At 63.5% G+C, this 16,679-nt stretch carries 12 protein-coding genes and 2 pseudogenes; 6 read left to right on the forward strand and 8 right to left on the reverse strand.

The features are described 5' to 3' along the window. Positions 1-115: 115 nt before the first annotated feature. Positions 116-1,492, reverse strand: a complete 1,377-nt coding sequence (locus ACIP9X_RS14115) for a CitMHS family transporter (RefSeq protein ID WP_400480383.1) — start codon at positions 1,490-1,492, stop codon at positions 116-118. Positions 1,493-1,660: 168 nt separating this feature from the next. Here ACIP9X_RS14115 and glpX point away from each other — a divergent pair, with 168 nt between their 5' ends. Together glpX and ACIP9X_RS14125 are read left to right on the forward strand one after the other, a co-directional pair. Then, positions 1,661-2,614 (forward strand): class II fructose-bisphosphatase, encoded by a 954-nt coding sequence (glpX, locus tag ACIP9X_RS14120; RefSeq protein WP_400480530.1) that lies wholly within the window; start codon positions 1,661-1,663, stop codon positions 2,612-2,614. A 35-nt stretch (positions 2,615-2,649) separates the two neighbouring features. Beyond that, a complete protein-coding gene (locus tag ACIP9X_RS14125; protein WP_400480384.1) occupies positions 2,650-3,075 on the forward strand; it encodes a universal stress protein in 426 nt (141 codons plus the stop codon). A gap of 443 nt (positions 3,076-3,518) precedes the next feature. Here the strand turns inward: ACIP9X_RS14125 and ACIP9X_RS14130 are convergent, their stop codons facing one another. Further along, complete coding sequence (locus tag ACIP9X_RS14130; protein ID WP_400480385.1) at positions 3,519-4,226, reverse strand: RraA family protein; 708 nt, start codon at positions 4,224-4,226, stop codon at positions 3,519-3,521. A 43-nt stretch (positions 4,227-4,269) separates the two neighbouring features. After that, on the reverse strand, positions 4,270-4,896 hold the full coding sequence (locus tag ACIP9X_RS14135) for a LysE family translocator (protein ID WP_400480386.1): 627 nt from the start codon (positions 4,894-4,896) through the stop codon (positions 4,270-4,272). A 125-nt stretch (positions 4,897-5,021) separates the two neighbouring features. On the opposite strand from ACIP9X_RS14135, the gene ACIP9X_RS14140 reads away from it, so the two are divergent. Continuing rightward, positions 5,022-5,474, forward strand: a complete 453-nt coding sequence (locus ACIP9X_RS14140; protein ID WP_400480387.1) for an Lrp/AsnC family transcriptional regulator — start codon at positions 5,022-5,024, stop codon at positions 5,472-5,474. A gap of 729 nt (positions 5,475-6,203) precedes the next feature. Here ACIP9X_RS14140 and ACIP9X_RS14145 read toward each other — a convergent pair. Next, positions 6,204-7,304 (reverse strand): AAA family ATPase, encoded by a 1,101-nt coding sequence (locus ACIP9X_RS14145; RefSeq protein WP_400480388.1) that lies wholly within the window; start codon positions 7,302-7,304, stop codon positions 6,204-6,206. A 251-nt stretch (positions 7,305-7,555) separates the two neighbouring features. Continuing rightward, positions 7,556-7,825: pseudogene (locus ACIP9X_RS14150) on the reverse strand (recombinase family protein); the annotation flags it as partial. Positions 7,826-8,300: 475 nt separating this feature from the next. Between ACIP9X_RS14150 and ACIP9X_RS14155 the strand changes: the two are divergent. From ACIP9X_RS14155 to ACIP9X_RS14165, 3 genes are all read left to right on the forward strand, one after another. Then, positions 8,301-9,296, forward strand: a complete 996-nt coding sequence (locus ACIP9X_RS14155; RefSeq protein ID WP_400480389.1) for a substrate-binding domain-containing protein — start codon at positions 8,301-8,303, stop codon at positions 9,294-9,296. A 63-nt stretch (positions 9,297-9,359) separates the two neighbouring features. Then, positions 9,360-10,415, forward strand: a complete 1,056-nt coding sequence (locus ACIP9X_RS14160) for an ABC transporter permease (RefSeq protein WP_400480390.1) — start codon at positions 9,360-9,362, stop codon at positions 10,413-10,415. Positions 10,416-10,427: 12 nt separating this feature from the next. Next, complete coding sequence (locus ACIP9X_RS14165) at positions 10,428-11,342, forward strand: ATP-binding cassette domain-containing protein (RefSeq protein ID WP_400480391.1); 915 nt, start codon at positions 10,428-10,430, stop codon at positions 11,340-11,342. An 825-nt stretch (positions 11,343-12,167) separates the two neighbouring features. Here ACIP9X_RS14165 and ACIP9X_RS14170 read toward each other — a convergent pair. The 3 genes and pseudogenes from ACIP9X_RS14170 to iolD all read right to left on the reverse strand — a co-directional run bounded on the left by ACIP9X_RS14170 (position 12,168) and on the right by iolD (position 16,671). Then, a complete protein-coding gene (locus tag ACIP9X_RS14170; RefSeq protein WP_400480392.1) occupies positions 12,168-13,040 on the reverse strand; it encodes a sugar phosphate isomerase/epimerase family protein in 873 nt (290 codons plus the stop codon). 189 nt (positions 13,041-13,229) lie between these two features. Next, a pseudogene (locus ACIP9X_RS14175) lies at positions 13,230-14,723 on the reverse strand (CoA-acylating methylmalonate-semialdehyde dehydrogenase); the annotation flags it as partial. Positions 14,724-14,742: 19 nt separating this feature from the next. Next, positions 14,743-16,671: a 3D-(3,5/4)-trihydroxycyclohexane-1,2-dione acylhydrolase (decyclizing) gene (iolD, locus tag ACIP9X_RS14180; RefSeq protein WP_400480531.1), complete on the reverse strand. Its 1,929-nt coding sequence runs from the start codon at positions 16,669-16,671 to the stop codon at positions 14,743-14,745. Positions 16,672-16,679 lie beyond the last annotated feature (8 nt).

Genomic DNA, 16,679 nt, shown 5'->3' on the forward strand with positions numbered 1-16,679 from the left:
GCCGATGCCATCGCCGTTCAGAACGGCCAGTCGGTACTGCTTGGATTCAGTCACGGTATTTCCTTTTCTATATATCCAGGTCTCGTTGACGGACCGGAGGTTACGGGAGGGGCGCTTAGAAGGTGAGGTTGATTGCGCCGGTGAGGAGCTGGAAGGCGATAAAGGCAAAGCAGCCGCCGACGATCCAGAGGATGGAGAACTTTTGGAATTCGCCAAGGTCCTTCTTCAAAAGACCCAGAAGTACCCACAGGGGCGCCGAGGCGGGGCCGATCATGTGGGAAATCTGTCCCACAACACCCGCCCGGGCGATTTCGTTGGCGTGGATCCCGTACTGCGAGGCTGATTCGGAGAGGACCGGGAGGATACCGAAGAAGAACGCATCGTTGGACATAAAGAACCCGAGAGGGATCGCGATGATGGCGGTGAAGAGGGGCAGCAGTCCGCCGAGCGAGGTCGGAACGACGCTCAGCAGCGCGTCTGCCATCGCCTGGATCATGCCGGAGTCCGAGAGGATGCCGGTGAAGACGCCTGCTGCGAGGACCAGCATCACGACGGGCACTGCGCTTGCGGCGTGACGCTTGACGAGTTCACCCTGGGTGTGGAGTTTCGGGTAGTTGATGACCAGGGCAATGACGAAGGCTCCAATGAAGAGAACCACCAGGGGTGCGACACCGGTGATCAGCAGGACGAGAAGCAGAATCGTGAGGCCTGCGTTTACCCAGGTGCGCCAGGTGGCGCGTTCTTCGGCGTGGAGGGTGCCGTTCTTGATTTCAGCGGCGAGTTCCGCAGCCGCAGCTGCGTTGACGTGCTTGCGCTGCGTCAAGCCAAGGACGTACGCGACCACAAGAACAAAGACGGAGGTAAGTGCCAGTGACGGAATGAGGCTCACGAAGTAGTCGGTTGCGTCCAGTTCGAGCACACTGATTGCCCGGGTTGCCGCGCCGCCCCAGGGGGTTGATCCGGAGATGAGGCCCAACGACATGGCTGCAACGGTGGCGATCACCAGCGGGTTGATGTTCAGCCTCTTGTAGATCGGCAGGAATGCCGAACAAATGATCATGTAGCTGGTGGTGCCGTCACCGTCCAGGGCCACCACCAGGGACAATACGGCTGTTCCGACGCAAATGCGGACCGGGTCGCCTTTGGACAGCCGGAGAATGAGTTTCGAGATCGGGTCGAAGAGTTTGGCGTCCATCATGACGCCGAAGTACAGGACTGCGAACAGGAGCAGGACTGCGGTCGGCGCGACTGTTTCAAGGCCGGTGAGCACCATGTCGCCCAGCCTGGGGCCGAAGCCGGCGATGACAGCGAACAGGACGGGTGCGCTGATGATGGCGACAAACGCTGTGGCCCATCTGCGCATGACCGCGACCATAAATGTCGCGAGGGTTGCGAATCCGAAGACGGCGAGCATCGTTACTCCTTGTGTAGAGGGATTCTTATCCCTGACGGCGACTCTGACGTTCTGGGCCACCGCTGGGGCAACCTTCATCCCAGAACCTTTCGGCTCGGGCACGACTTCGACGGTATCGCCTAAGTGGTCGACCAGTCAAGCTAAGTGGTCAAGTGGTCGACCACTTGCCCGATTTTCTGTACAGTGGTGCACGTGAACAGTGATTCCCAAGCTCCCGCAGGCACCCTTCCGGACCGAAATCTGGGGATGGAGCTGGTGCGTGCAACCGAAGCGGCGGCCATCCGGGCAGCTCCTTTCATCGGTAAAGGTGACAAGAACGCGGCCGACGGCGCAGCCGTCGATGCCATGCGGTCATTCCTGGGCACCGTGGCATTCGACGGTGTTGTCGTGATCGGTGAAGGGGAGAAGGACGCAGCTCCAATGCTGTTCAACGGAGAGCACGTGGGCAACGGCAGAGGACCTGTCTGCGATATGGCTGTGGACCCGATTGACGGAACAAGTCTCACGGCGGCCGGGCGGCAAAACGCTCTCTCGGTCATTGCTGTCTCCGATCGCGGATCCATGTTCGACCCCAGCGCTGTCTTCTATATGGACAAGATCGTCACCGGCCCCGAAGGACACGGCGTCATCAACCTGGACCGGCCCATTTCGGAGAATATCCGGGCACTTGCCAATGCGAAGGGGATGCCCGTGGCCGACCTCCAGATCGCAGTGCTGGACCGCCCCCGCCACTCGCAGTTGATCGCCGACATCAGGGCCACCGGAGCCTCCACCCGTCTGCTCCTGGACGGAGACGTCGCTGGAGGCATCAACGCCGCACGCCCGGATTCTCGGATCGACATGTGCGTCGGCATTGGAGGGACTCCGGAAGGGATCATCACTGCCTGTGCGGTCAAGGCTCTCGGAGGCGTGATCCAGGCCCGTCTCGCGCCCGGCAACGCCGCTGAGCGCTCCGCTGCTCTGGACGCCGGGCACGATCTGGGGCGCGTGTTGAACCAGGATGATCTGGTGCGGGGCGACAACGTCTACTTTGTCGCAACAGGCGTGACTGATGGCGCTCTCGTCGAGGGCGTGCGCCGGGGTTCCGGCCTGATCCGCACCTCCAGCATCGTCCTGCGGTCTCACTCCGGAACGGTCCGCCGCGTAGTCGCTGACCATCTCGAGTCCAAGTGGTACGGCACACCCGGCGAACGCCACTGAATTTTTTCGATGGAACAACAAGGAGAGTGAAAACTATGACCGGAGTAATCGTCGTAGGCGTCGACGGCAGCGAAACCGCCAGGAAGGCCGCGGAATCCGCGCGGGACCTGGCGCTGGCGCTGGGAACCACACTGCACGTAATTACCGCGTTCGATGGTGACCACACCGTCGTGTTTGGTACGGGGAGCGACCAGTTGGCTGTCTCGACCGAAGATAACGCCGAAAAGGTCGCCCGAAGCGTGGCCGTCGACCTCAGCACAGGCGAACTCAAAGTGGCCTACTTCGCCGTCCGTGGCACGCCAGCCCAGGCCCTGCTCAAACAAGCGGAAAAATACGGCGCCCGAATGATCGTTGTGGGCAACAAGCGCATGCAGGGAATCGGGCGCGTGCTCGGCAGCATCGCAAGCAGTGTCGCGCACAACGCCCCCTGCGACGTTTACATCGCCAAAACCGATATCTGACGATCTCCGGCGTGCAGGCAAGTCTCCGATAGCACCGCTACCAAGCCTATTGCCCGCGCTGCCAACGAGCATCGCATCCTAAATTTCCGGCGCCGGCACGCGGAATCGCAACACGCAAACCCGACGGACGGGAGCCGGCGCCGGGACCTCATGACACCAGCCGGTTCCCCTCTCGATCGACGGACAGGTCACTGGGTTCTCTTCAAGGGATGATCGGGACGCCGGAAGCACCCAAAAGAGGGCCGTGAACCAGGCGGCATGCAGAGTCCTCGGCTCCAGTCAGAACACAGGGAATCATTGGATGGACGGACGCGATGCGGAACTAACCGAAGCCCGGGGCCTGAACGCGGCATTCGCTTGCCCCCGGCCTCAGTAGCTCCCGGCCAAGACCTGCGGCTCGCTTCGCTTGGGACTGCGGCCCTGAATCCGAAGGCAGTTGGGGGCTATTCCTCGATCTCTCCGCCGATGGAGCGGAGGTGCTGCCGGAAGGTCGTCTCTGGATTGGCATTTCGTGCCGAAATGTACTCCTCTAAGCCTGCCTGGTTCCTGAGGGTGATGCCGAGGTGCATGCGGGCGGCTTGCGCGCGTTCGGTATCTCGGATTTTCTCCGCCACCTGCGCCACATCGTCGGCGCGGTCCAAAGGGACAAAGAGCACACCGTCGTCGTCTCCCAGGACGAAGTCATTAGCCGTGACGCTGTAAAGCCCGGACATTGCCGACTCGAGCGCGGCAGGATCACGCGGGTCGAGGCGCTGCGGTCCCACTGGCAGGGCGCCCAGGCTGAATACGGGCAGGCGAATGGTCCGCAGTTCGGCGGTGTCACGATGCAGTCCCCAAATGAGGATGCCGGACAGGCCCGCCCGGCTTGCTTCGAGGGTGACGAGGTCACCGACGCAGGCTTCGTCCTGTCTGCCTCCGTTATCCACTACCAGAATGTCGCCAGGCTCGGCTCGGTTGATGGCTTCGAGGAAGACGTCGACGCTTCCTGCGTGCTGGGCAGCGGCGACGCGGCCAACCATATGGGTTCCCGTCCACAGCGGGGCGGTTCCTACCGGGGCACACCGCACGTCGATGCCCAGGCGCATGCATGCATCGGCGACGTGAGGGGTTGTGAGGTCCAAGTAGGTGCGCTGGAGCTGTTCTGACTGCAAGGCTATGTTCTCCGAAGTGTTTTGGTAGTGGGTGGCTGCAGGACTAGGAGTACCAGTGGAGCAGCTGTTCGAGGAGCAGGATTACTCCGATGACCATCATGGCCGCGCCGGAAAATCTGGTTACGGCACGGGCGGCGGTTGGCCGGGTGCGCAGCACCACGCGGGCGCCGGCGCCGACGCCGGTGTAGATAATGGCGCAGCTAGCAACATGGACCAGGCCCAGTGCCACGATCTGCCCGGCAACGGGCCACGGATTGGCGGGATTGGTGAACTGGGGCAGAAGTGCCAGAAATAGGAGAAAGACCTTGGGGTTCAGGCCGCTGATCCCTGCGCCCTTAAGCGCCTGACGTGCCCAGCTGCCCTCGACGTAAGCAACTCCGGCCTCCGGAAGGGACGGACTCCTGAACATGCCAGACCCCAGCCATATCAGGTACGCGGATCCGACGACTGTCAGGACGGTCAGAACTATTGGTGAGCTGGCCGCTACTGCCCCTACACCTGCCGCGACGACCGCAGTGGCCAGAAGGTGCCCCGTCAGCAGACCGGCCACAGCGGGAATGACCGTCCGGTGGCGGAGCCCTGCGGAGATCGCGTATGCCCAGTCCGCACCCGGGGTCAACACGAACAGGAAGGAGACAGCCCAAAATGCGGCCATGGATCCGATCGGCACGTTTGTTCTCCCTTATTCTGAGGGGCGCTTGGGTGTAGGGCCCTAGAAAAAGCTTAGAAGAGTGTGGCCGGAATGTGCTTCCAAGTTCTTTGGTCAGGGCACCGCTTTGAGGAAGAATCTTCCCCATGGACAAGTTGGACAGAAAAATTCTTGCGGAGCTGCAGATGGACGGTCGTCTCTCCCTGACAGAGCTGGCTGAGCGTGTGGGGCTGAGCCTGTCACCCTGCCACCGCCGGCTGCGTGCATTGGAGCAGTCAGGCGCCATCACTGGATACCGGGCACAGTTGGACGCCGAGACACTTGGCCTCACCTTTGAATCCTTGGTTTTCGTCACGATGCGTGATGGAGACCGGGATACTGTGGCGGCCTTCGAAGAGGCCGTTGCAAGAGTAGCGAACGTCGTGCGGGCACAGCGCCTCTTCGGCGATCCGGACTACCTCCTCCAAGTAGTCGCACGCGACGTCCGGACGTTCCAACGGCTTTACGACGAGCAACTCTCCGCCCTGCCCGGCGTACAGCGCCTGAGCTCCACCCTGATCATGAAGAACGTCATCGCGAACCGGCCCCTACCCCTGTGAACGAGCGGTGCCCGGGTAGTGCCGGTAGCTCTCCATGGCAGCCCCGCCGAACGACGGGCGATTCGTAAAACCTGCAGGGCGACAGGAGGGGTGCATAGCAGCCCAAATTGATTCGTGGTATCCGACGGATTATCACTTTTGCAGCGACTCCCCGAGCCGTTGTTCAAGAGCCGATAATGACTATTCCGTCAACCGGCTTCGGTGGGACAAACGCGTGCTTGCTGATCACGCGGCCGGAACTGGTGGCGACTTCCTTCCGTCCAATGGCTGGGGTCAATTCAGGTTATCCACGGCTGGAGTAGGGAGCCGTCTTGGTAGCTCACTGGCAGCAGTAGCGGTGGATAACCTACGAGAATTGTCCCCGGCTGTGGGCGGGCGGACCGGACTTCTCGTTAGAACGTAAGATCCGTTCCGGTTGTTCCGAGGACCAAGGCAAGGAGCCGTGTGTCAGCTTGGAGTTGCTGCTGTGAAAGGCTGCAGTTATGGACAACTCATCTCGGGAACATGACCTCGTTCTCTACGGAGCGACGGGTTTCGTTCGCCGACTGATCGCCGGCTACGTCGCGGAGCATGCACCGGCCGGTATGCGAGTCGGACTCGCGGGTCCGTCGAGGTCCAGGCTCGGGGCGGTTCGGTCGCAGTTGCCGGTCGCGGCGCACGGATGGGCCCTCATCGAAGCTGACTCGGAGGACGCGGACTCGATTGCCGCCCTGGCCGCGGGCACACGCGCTAGTGGCGGAGGTATTGGCGGAGTCCGGGGATGGCAAAGTCGACTTTTCCGTAACCGGCTGACTCGATGAGGCCCGCTGCGATGAGCCTTCGCCGGTATTTGGACACCACGTTGGGCTTGGCTTTGAGGATGCTGCCTATTTGACCGGCCGCTGAGGGACCATCCTGTACTGCCATGGCGTCCAGGAACTCGCGGTCTTTCTCTGAGATGTCCGAGAGTGCTGACTCTACGACGACCAGTGTGTTGCGCCTTTGGGCGGCAGCGATTGCCCGTTGAACGCTGCTTCCATCCAGCTTCCAGTCTTCCTTGCTTGCCTCCAGCCAGAGGTAGTAGCCGACAAGCTGGATCAGGAAGGGGTAACCTTCTGTGGCCTCTGCAGCCTTGGTGATGAAGTCGGTGGAGATGCTGATGCCTGCCTGGCTGAAGAGCTCGCTGTACGATGCGGTGACCTCGGCGATGGCTGCCTCGTGGAGATTGATCCTGTCGGCCCGGCGCAGGAAGGTGGCAACGCCTTCGTTGAGGAGGTCGGACACGGCCGATGGCAGGCCGGCGAAGATCAGGCCGATGGGCAGTCCGTCGCGGATGAAATGTTGGACGTCGGCGGCCAGTTGCGAGATCTCCGTCCGGTCAACGGCATGTATCTCGTCAATGGTGATGACGAGGCCGGTGCCCTTGGCGTCCAGCAGCTGCAGCAGCTCGTTCCCGGTCCGTCGCCAGTCCGCAATCCGTTCGGGAGGGAGCTGTGTTGTCAGGCCGAACCCGGCCGCGGAGAATGCTGTGATCTTCCGGACTGGTGGTCCGTCTCCGAGCTCTTCGATGAGCCGGAGCATGTCATCGCCGATCCCCGCGAGGAAGCCGGGGGTGGCTGTCCGGGATATGACGGCCCAACCGTGGGCCCTGGCGATTGCCTCTGCTGTGCTGAGCATGACTGTCTTGCCGATACCTCTGGACCCGGTGATGATGGTCAGGAGACCCGGTGCGCCGGAACCTTGCTGCAGGCCGTACTCGAACTCGTCCAAGAGCCCTGCCCGCCCGATCAGTACAGGAGGCGTGGCTCCAGCGGTCGGTTTAAACGGGTTCTGCTTAGAGGGGTTCTGCAACGGACGCTCCGAGGTGAAACCAGGTGAAACTGGTGAAAGTGGTGAAACTTCCGCCACCATATCATCTCCAGCCTCGACCCAAGCACTTCTCTCCACGGTTACCGCTCAGGTAACACGGTTGCCGCTCAGGTGCAGCGACAGCATCGCCCACCAGTCTTGGGCAGAGCCGGTTCGTCGGCGGGGCGTCACATCGGTTTGGCTTGGGCGGAGGTACTGGTAGACGGTTTCACGGCTGATGCCGTAGTCCATGGCATGACCGAGAGCATGAGGCTGGCCATGGGGGAGTCCTCTCCGGTGAAAAGGAGGTGTTCCTTGACGAACTCCACGTGGACGCCTCTACGGGTCAGGCCCTGGACCAGGGCGCGCAGGTCGTCCAGATCGCGGGCGAGCCGGTCCATGTTGTGCACCGACGACCGTGTCCCCGTCGAGGTCGAAGCGCACAGTTGAGCCAGCCGCGGCCTGGCGGTGTCCCGGCCGGAGGCGTTATCCGTGAAGACCCGGTCCAGGGTGCTCACCCGCACATACCCAGTCGCTGTCCAGCCACGACACCTCCAACCCTCACCGTGTCAGATTGAGTTTCAAGGCCAGTCAAGAAGAACGGCAAGACATCAAACCCAAGAACGTCAGGTTGGGGTGCGCCCCCACCTGACGGTCTTTCATGCATGAGTTAGGTACTCCCGACGCTAGGAGGCGGCGAGACGGGCGCCGACCGCGCGGCCGCGGAGGATGCTGGGCAAGCACTAGGTGAGTTACCCGCCGGCGAGCCTCCGCACCAATGGCGTTGCCGCTGGGGTAGCAGGCAGTTGCGGGAGGCTGCGCCCTTCTTTGGCAGACTCGTCGCACCATGGACATTGAGGGATTGACAGGACAAAGTATTGACCGTAGTCTCGGTTTCATGGAGCGCTCCATATGCTCTGAATCACATCGCCTCTCTTTCTTTCGAGGTTTACCCGCGGTGTGCATTCCTCATTAGGCCTGGATCGAAGGAGATCAGCAGTGAAGAAGTTCTTTTGGCGCCGCGCGGCGGTCGCGGCAGTTGCAGTCCCGATGCTGGCGCTAACAGCCTGCTCCAGCCAAGGTGGAAGGGCACCGGAAGCAAACAACGCCGCCGGGGGCGGCCAGGTGGCCACGACGGACCGGATGAAAATTGCCCTGATCACGCATGCTCCGGCGGGTGACACCTTCTGGGACACTGTCCGTAAGGGTGCCGAGGAAGCGGCGGCGAAAGACAATGTTGAGTTGCTTTACACGAATGACCCCGAAGCCGGCCGGCAGTCGCAGCTGATTCAGCAGGCTATCGACCAGAAGGTGGACGGCATCGCCGTCACCCTGGCGACGCCGGATGCCCTGAGGAGTGTACTGAAGAAGGCTACTGATGCCGGTATTCCTGTCGTAAGCGTGAACGCCGGTGAATCGGTCTCCAAGGAACTCGGCGCCTTCACACACTTCGGTTCCAACGAGGAACTCGCAGGTCAGGCTGTAGGAGAAAAGCTGGCAGCGCAGGGTGTCAAGCATCCCATCTGCGTGATCCAGGTGCAGGGACATGTGGGCTTGGAGGCCCGTTGTGCCGGCGTGAAGGCCAAGGTCCCCGGTACGGAGATCCTTTACGTAAACGGCGCTGATATGACTGCTGTCGAGTCGACTGCGACGGCAAAGCTGCAAGCTTCCAAGGATGCTGATGTCATCATCGGCCTGGGCGCCCCCATCACGCTAACGCTCCTGAAGTCCGTCGCTACGGCGAAAAGTTCGGCCAAGGTTGCCAGCTTCGACCTGAACCGTGAACTTACCCAGAAGATCGTCGATGGCAGTGTGATGTTCACCGTGGACCAGCAACCCTGGCTTCAGGGTTACGGCGCCGTGGATGCGTTGTGGCAGAACAAGCGTGGCGGTTTCCGGCTCGGCGGTGGCCTCCCGGTGCTGACCGGCCCGGCCATCGTCGATGAATCCAATGCGGCGGACGTCTTGAAATTCGCCGAGCAGGGTATCCGCTAACAACCCGCTGGGCCGGGTCCGCGGCTTCAGGCTGCGGACCCGGCCCTAGGTAGGAGAATCATCATGACCATCACCCAGAGTGTGACAAAGCCCCCGGCAGCGCGAGATGAGCGCGTTGCAAAACGCAACCCTTTGCAGAAGCTGCTCGGACGTCCGGAAGTCGGCGCCCTCGTGGGCGCAATCGTCCTCTTCGTCTTCTTCGCCTCCGTCTCCCAGACGTTCATCCAGCCGAATGCCTTCGCCACGGTCCTTTACGGCAGCTCCACCATCGGCATCATGGCCGTGGGAGTGTCGCTGCTGATGATCGGCGGGGAGTTCGACCTTTCCACCGGTGTTGCCGTGATCAGCTCCGCCCTGACCGCCTCCATGTTCAGCTGGTACTTCAGCATGAACGTGTGGGTCGGTGTGGTCCTGGCGCTCGTGGTGTCCCTGGGCATCGGCTTCATCAACGGTTGGATCCTGATGAAGACCAAGCTGCCGAGCTTCATCGTCACTCTCGCAACGTTCCTGATGCTGACCGGCCTGAACCTTGGCCTGACGCGCATGATCGGCGGCGGCGTGTCCTCCCCGTCCATTTCCAGCATGGACGGCTACCAGGCGGCCCGCGCCATCTTCGCCTCCTCGGTAAACATCGCCGGCGTGGACGTGAACAACACGGTCTTCATCTGGATCGCCCTGGTTGCCGTGGCGTCCTGGGTACTGCTGCGCACCAAGGTGGGCAACTGGATCTTCGCCGTCGGCGGCGACGCAAACGCCGCCCGCGCCGTGGGCGTCCCGGTCAAGGCCACCAAGATCGGCCTCTTCATGGCCGTCGGCTTCTGCGGCTGGATCCTGGGCATGCACAACCTGTTCGCCTTCGACGCCGTGCAGTCCGGCGAAGGCGTGGGCAACGAATTCCTCTACATCATCGCAGCGGTCATCGGCGGCTGCCTCCTCACCGGCGGCTACGGCTCGGCCGTGGGCGGCGCCATCGGCGCCTTCATCTTCGGCATGGCCAACAAGGGCATCGTCTACGCCCAGTGGAACCCGGACTGGTTCAAGTTCTTCCTGGGCCTGATGCTGCTCCTGGCCACCATCGTGAACCTGATCGTCAAGCGCCGCGCCGACGCAAGCAAGTAAGGGCTGAAAACCATGAACGCCAAGCAGATCGACCAGCAGCAGCTCCTCAAGGATGAAAAGGACCCGCTGACCCACACCCCCGTGCACCTGCTCTCCTTGGAGAGCGTGGGCAAGCACTACGGGAACATCGTCGCCCTCACCGACGTCACGATGGCCGTCGACAACGGCCGCGTCACCTGCGTCCTCGGTGACAACGGTGCCGGCAAATCCACCCTGATCAAGATCATCGCCGGGCTGCACCAGCACGACGAAGGCGTCCTGAAAATCATGGGGGAGGACCGCAAGTTCACGTCCCCCAGGGACGCCCTGGACGTCGGCATCGCCACCGTCTACCAGGACCTCGCCGTGGTGCCGCTGATGCCCATCTGGCGCAACTTCTTCCTGGGCTCAGAGCTGACCACCGGCGTCGGACCGTTCAAGAAGCTCGATGTCCAGAAGATGAAGGACATCACCAAGAAAGAGCTCGCCGACATGGGCATCGACCTCCGTGATGTCGAACAGCCCATCGGCCAACTCTCAGGCGGTGAGCGCCAGTGCGTCGCGATCGCCCGCGCCGTGTACTTCGGCGCGAAGGTCCTGATCCTGGACGAACCCACCGCTGCCCTCGGCGTGAAGCAGTCCGGCGTGGTCCTGCGCTACATCCTGCAGGCCCGCGACCGGGGACTGGGCGTCATCTTCATCACCCACAACCCCCACCACGCCTTCCCCGTGGGCGACAGGTTCCTGCTCCTCAAGCGCGGCCGCTCCATCGGCTACTACGACAAAAAGGACATCACCCTCGACGAACTCACCGCCCAGATGGCCGGCGGCGCAGAACTCGCCGAACTCGCCCACGAACTCGAACAGCTCGGCGGGCACGGCGACATCGTCAAGGAAGTCCAGGCTGAAGTCGCGGGAGTGGACACTGAAGCGACCGGCGCCCGGTAGCAACAAGGGAGCGGCCGTTGGCCAGCTCCATAATAGGCAACCGACCCGGCAGGCACATTCTTGTACCTGCCGGGTCTGCTCATGTTTGAGTTCCGCGGCCCCGCCCCGGTCACAGTCGCCAGCCTAAGCGCCCCACCGTGGAGGGCCCCGCTGGCGGTCCACGCTGTTCTTCTGCACAAGAGCAGAAAAGCACCGTCGAAGAGTTGTTCATGCACGTGCTGACCCTGCCCAGCGAACCTGTCACCGGCGTGACCGGAGCAATGATTTAAGCGTCGCGAACCTAAACGGAGTTACGCTCTAAGGCACAGCCGCCCCAGGGAGGGCGGCCACAAACACAGTTATCCAGCGCGGCCACCCCCAGTGACGGATCTCATCTGATCCCCTAAACAGCCGAAAACGGCACCGCGGCGACGCGGCTTTGGTTTTCCTGCCCTGTCCCTCAAGACACAGGTTCATGCCCTGGTGCTGCGCAGCCGCTGCGCGCTGTACTCCCGCCCCCGTACCCTTCTGCGGGAGACACACGGGCCACCGACGGTGACCACCCCCGGGCTGAGCCCCGATGAAGGCAGTCCAGGGCAGAACTGCCGGTCTCGGATTCCTAGTCCCGAAGGCTTGCTGCTGGTCCTACAGCCAGCCTCGCCAACGGGCGATGATGTGCTCAAAGACACTGAACATGCGGACCGGATCGCGTCCAAGCGCTTTAGACAGGCGCACCGAAGAGGCAAGACCAGGTGAACGCGGGACACAAAAGACCTCCAGGAATGTCGGCGCTCGACGAGCACTAAACAAACCGGGAGGCCTTCTGTTGCGTCTGATTCTTGGCTGTTACTTGATCTTTTGCACGTATTGCTTCATGGTCTCCAGCTGGTACCCGGAGACCTCCTCCGCGCTCTCGTCCTCGGCAAAGACACTGGACACCATCACGGTGTCATCGCGGTCCAGGAAGCCGATCTCGTTCAGGCCGCCGAAGAATTCTTCCCAGTTGACGTCGCCGTCGCCGATCTTCAGGTGCTGGTGCACCCGGACCGGGTTGCCCGGCGGGTTGGTGATGTAGCGCAGGCCGTGGGAGGCGTGGTGGTCCATCGTGTCCGCGACATGGACCAGGCGCAGTTTGTCCCCTGCTGCGCGCATGATGTCCAGGGGCCGGTTCTTCATGTGGAAGCTGTGCGAGGCCACGTAGACCATGCCGACATTCTTGGAGTTCAGGCCGCGGATCACGCGGATGGCTGCCAGCCCCTCCTCGACAAAGTCGTCCGGGTGGGGGTCGATGAGAAGGTCAATGCCCTCGCGCTCGATGATCGGCAGCAGTTCCTCCATGGAGCGGTAAAACGCACGCTCGGATTCTTCGGCCTTTTCGGGCCGGCCGCTGAACTCGGTGTTCATGGTGCCTACGCCGAGGTCCACGGTGATCTGGATGGCGCGCTTCCAGTAGCGGACGGCTGCCTCGCGGGCGTCTTCGTCCGGCCCGGACCAGCGCAGCACCGGCAGCACCGAGGCGATTTCGATGCTGGCGTCCTTGCAGGCCTTCTTCAGCTGGCCCACCAGCTCGTCGTCGGCCTTGGGGTGGTTGTAGAACGGGATGAAGTCGGCGTGCGGCGTCATCTGCATGTACTTGTAGCCGAGGTCGGCCACTACCTTGGGGAACTCCAGCAGGCTGTGGCTGTGGTGGAACGGGGTGGGATCAAGGGCAATTTTCACGTGGGCCTCCATCGCGGGTGTGTCGTGACATTAATGGACTGGCGGGCAAACGGGCTTTCATTAGTCCCGGCGTCCGCGTCCTTCTGTGGCGTCGTCGGCGCGTCCGGGAACGGCGTCCTCTCCTCCGGCGAGCTCGTCCGGCAGCCCCTCGGCGATGCCGTCGTGGCGGACCGCGTGGCTGTCGTCGGCGTGGGAGGGGAAGTTGTAGGAGGCGCCGGAGGCGTGGGTGGGTTCGGGCCAGCGGGAGGTGATGACCTTGCCGCGGGTGTAGAAGGAGACGCCTTCGGGGCCGTAGATGTGTTTGTCGCCGAAGAGCGAGGCCTTCCAGCCGCCGAAGGAGTGGTAGGCCACCGGGACGGGCAGGGGCACGTTGATGCCGACCATGCCCACGGTGACGGAGCGCTGGAACTTGCGGGCGTGGGCGCCGGAGGAGGTGAAGATGGCGGTGCCGTTGCCGTAGGGGTTGGAGTTGATGAGCTTGATGCCGTCTTCCAGGGTGTCGACGCGGACGACGACGAGGACGGGTCCGAAGATCTCCTCCTGGTAGGCGGTCATTTCGGTCTTGACGTGGTCGATCACGGTGGGGCCGACCCAGAAGCCTTCTTCGTGGCCGGGGACCACGAGGTCGCGGCCGTCCACGACCATGGCGGCGCCGGCCTGTTCGGCTTCGGTGACGATCCGCACGATGCGTTCCTTGGAGGCCGGGGTGATGACCGGTCCCATTTCGGCGCCGGGCACGGTGCCGTTGTCGACCTTGACGGCCAGGGCGCGCTCTTCGACCTTCTTCACGAGCAGGTCAGCGGCGTCAGCGACGGCGACGGCGACGGAGATGGCCATGCACCGTTCCCCGGCGGAACCGAAAGCGGCGGCGGCCAGGTGGTCCGCGGCGTTGTCCAGGTCGGCGTCGGGCATCACGATGGCGTGGTTCTTCGCCCCGCCCAGGGCCTGGACGCGCTTGCCGTGCCGGGTGGCGGTCTCGTGGACGTACTTGGCGATCGGGGTGGAGCCGACGAAGGAGATGCCGTCCACGTCCGGGTGGGTCAGCAGCCCGTCAACGGTTTCCTTGTCGCCGTGCAGGACCTGGAAGACGCCGTCGGGCAGCCCGGCCTGCTTCCAGAGCTTGGCCAGCAGCATGGAGGCGGAGGGGTCGCGCTCGGAGGGCTTGAGGATGAAGGCGTTGCCGGTGGCGATGGCCATCGGGGCCATCCACAGCGGGACCATGACGGGGAAGTTGAATGGGGTGATGCCGGCGACCACGCCGAGGGGTTCGCGGAAGGAGAAGACGTCGATGCCGGTGGAGACCTGGTCGGAGTAGTCGCCCTTGAGCAGCTGCGGGATGCCGCAGGCGAACTCGATGACCTCCAGGCCGCGGCCGATTTCGCCCTTGGCGTCGGAGAGGACCTTGCCGTGCTCGGCGGTGATCAGCGCGGCGAGCTCGTCGATGTGACTGGCGACGAGCTCGCGGAACTTGAACAGCACCGCAGTGCGCTTGGCCAGGGAAATATCGCCCCAGGTGTCGGCCGCGGCGCGGGCTGCGGCGACGGTGGTGTCCAGGTCCGCGCGGTTGGCCAGGCGCAGCTCGCCGCTGACGGCCCCGGTCGCGGGGTTGTAGACCGCCTGCGTGCGGTCGCCTTCACCGGCGGTTTCAACACCGTTAATGAAGTGGTTGATCGTGTGAGTCATGTTGGACTTCCTTGTCTGACTAACCGAGCAGCGGGCGCTGCCGGTTTTTCTGATCGATGTAGGCCTGGAAGGCCTGTTTGGTGGATTCAAGCTCGGAGACCTGGGAGACGGGAACGTCCCACCAGGATTCGGAGCTGGGGGCATCCAGCAGCGGGTCGGATTCGACGTGGATGAGGATGGGGCCGCCGCGTTCCGGTGCTGCCTTGGCGTCGCGGATGGCCTGCTCGAGTTCGGCGATGACCTTTTCCCCCGGTTCGATCCGGATGACCTTCACGCCGAGGCTTTCAGCGTTGGTGGCCAGGTCCACGGGGAGGGTTTCGCCTTCGTCGAAGCTGTGCTGTTCCTCGTCCAGCACGCGGTACTGGGTGCCGAAGCGCTGGGAGCCGAGCATTTCCGAGAGGGAACCGATGGAGGCGTAGCCGTGGTTCTGGATCAGGACGACGATGAGCTTGATCCGTTCGGCGACGGCGGTGACCAGTTCGGTGTGCATCATCAGGTAAGAGCCGTCCCCTACCATCACGACGACGTCGCGCTGGGTTCCGCCGCCGGCTGCTTCGGCCAGCGCTGCGCGCTTGACGCCCAGGCCGCCGGGGATTTCATAGCCCATGCAGGAGTACGCGTACTCGACGTGGTAGCCGAACGGATCCCGGACCCGCCACATCTTGTGCAGGTCACCCGGCAGGGACCCGGCAGCGCAGATCACGACGTCCTGGGCAGCCATGGCACGGCTGGTCGCGCCGATGATCTCGTTCTGTGCAGGCAGCGGCGTGTAGCGGGTGTCGAAGGCCGCGTCCACGGTGGCGTCCCAGCGCTGCTTTTCCGCGGCGATCTTCTGCTCGACGTCAGCGCCCACGCGGTAGCCGCCCAGGGCCTGGTTCAGCTTGACCAGGGCCTTGCGTGCGTCGGCCACGATCGGCAGCGAGGTGCCGTGCTTGTAGGCGTCGATCGCGGCGACGTTGATGTTGATGAACTTCACGTCCGGGTTCTGGAACGCGGTGCGGGACGCGGTGGTGAAGTCCTCGTAGCGGGTCCCGATGCCGATGATCAGGTCCGCTTCGGCTGCGATGGCGTTGGCCGCCGTCGTGCCGGTGGAGCCGATGGCTCCCAGGGAGAACTTGTGGTCCCAGGGCAGCACGCCGACGCCGGCCTGGGTGTTGCCCACCGGGATGCCGGTCAGTTCCACGAACTTGGCGAGTTCCTCGTTGGCGTAGGCGTAGAGCACGCCGCCGCCGGCGACGATCAGGGGACGCTTCGCCGCGCGGATGGCCTCGGCGGCGCGGCGGATGTCCTCGTCGTCGGCTTCCGGGCGGCGGATGCGCCACTCGCGTTCGGCGAGGAATTCCTCGGGCACGTCGAACGCTTCGGCCTGGACGTCCTGCGGCAGCGAGATGGTCACCGCGCCGGTCTCGGCGGGGTCGGTGAGGACGCGCAGGCCGTGGTGGAACGCGGAGAACAGCTGCTCGGGCCGGGTGACCCGGTCGAAGAACTTCGACAGCGGCCGGAAGGCGTCGTTGACCGTGATGTCGTAGGCGTAGGGCTGCTCAAGCTGCTGCAGGACCGGGTCCGCGGCGCGCGTGGCGAAGGTGTCACTCGGCAGCAGCAGCACCGGCAGGCGGTTCGTGGTGGCCAGCGCCGCGCCCGTAAGCAGGTTCGAGGAGCCCGGGCCGATGGAGGTGCTGATCGCGTAGGTCTGGCGGCGGCGTGTGTGCCGGGCGTAGCCGACGGCCTGGTGGACCTGTGCCTGCTCGTTGCGGCCCTGGTAGTAGGGCATCACGGTGGGGTCCGCGGCCTGGTACTGCTTCAGCGCCTGGCCCACACCGGCCACGTTGCCGTGGCCGAAGATGCCGAACGTGCCGGGGATGAGCCGCTCGCGGTAGTCCACTCCGCCGACAGAATCGACGGTGTACTGCTTGGAAAGGTACTCGACCACGGCCTGGGCCACGGTCATTCTTCGCG

Source organism: Arthrobacter sp. NPDC093125 (assembly GCF_044754225.1).
In the GTDB taxonomy this organism is placed as follows: Bacteria; Actinomycetota; Actinomycetes; order Actinomycetales; family Micrococcaceae; genus Arthrobacter.

Excerpts from the sequence above, each read along its gene's own strand:
- ACIP9X_RS14125 (WP_400480384.1), top strand. The coding sequence starts at position 2,650 with ATGACCGGAGTAATCGTCGTAGGCGTCGACGGCAGCGAAACCGCCAGG.
- ACIP9X_RS14115 (WP_400480383.1), bottom strand. The coding sequence starts at position 1,492 with ATGAAGGTTGCCCCAGCGGTGGCCCAGAACGTCAGAGTCGCCGTCAGG.
- ACIP9X_RS14160 (WP_400480390.1), top strand. The coding sequence starts at position 9,360 with ATGACCATCACCCAGAGTGTGACAAAGCCCCCGGCAGCGCGAGATGAG.
- ACIP9X_RS14140 (WP_400480387.1), top strand. The coding sequence starts at position 5,022 with ATGGACAAGTTGGACAGAAAAATTCTTGCGGAGCTGCAGATGGACGGT.
- ACIP9X_RS14165 (WP_400480391.1), top strand. The coding sequence starts at position 10,428 with ATGAACGCCAAGCAGATCGACCAGCAGCAGCTCCTCAAGGATGAAAAG.
- glpX (WP_400480530.1), top strand. The coding sequence starts at position 1,661 with ATGGAGCTGGTGCGTGCAACCGAAGCGGCGGCCATCCGGGCAGCTCCT.
- iolD (WP_400480531.1), bottom strand. The coding sequence starts at position 16,671 with ATGACCGTGGCCCAGGCCGTGGTCGAGTACCTTTCCAAGCAGTACACC.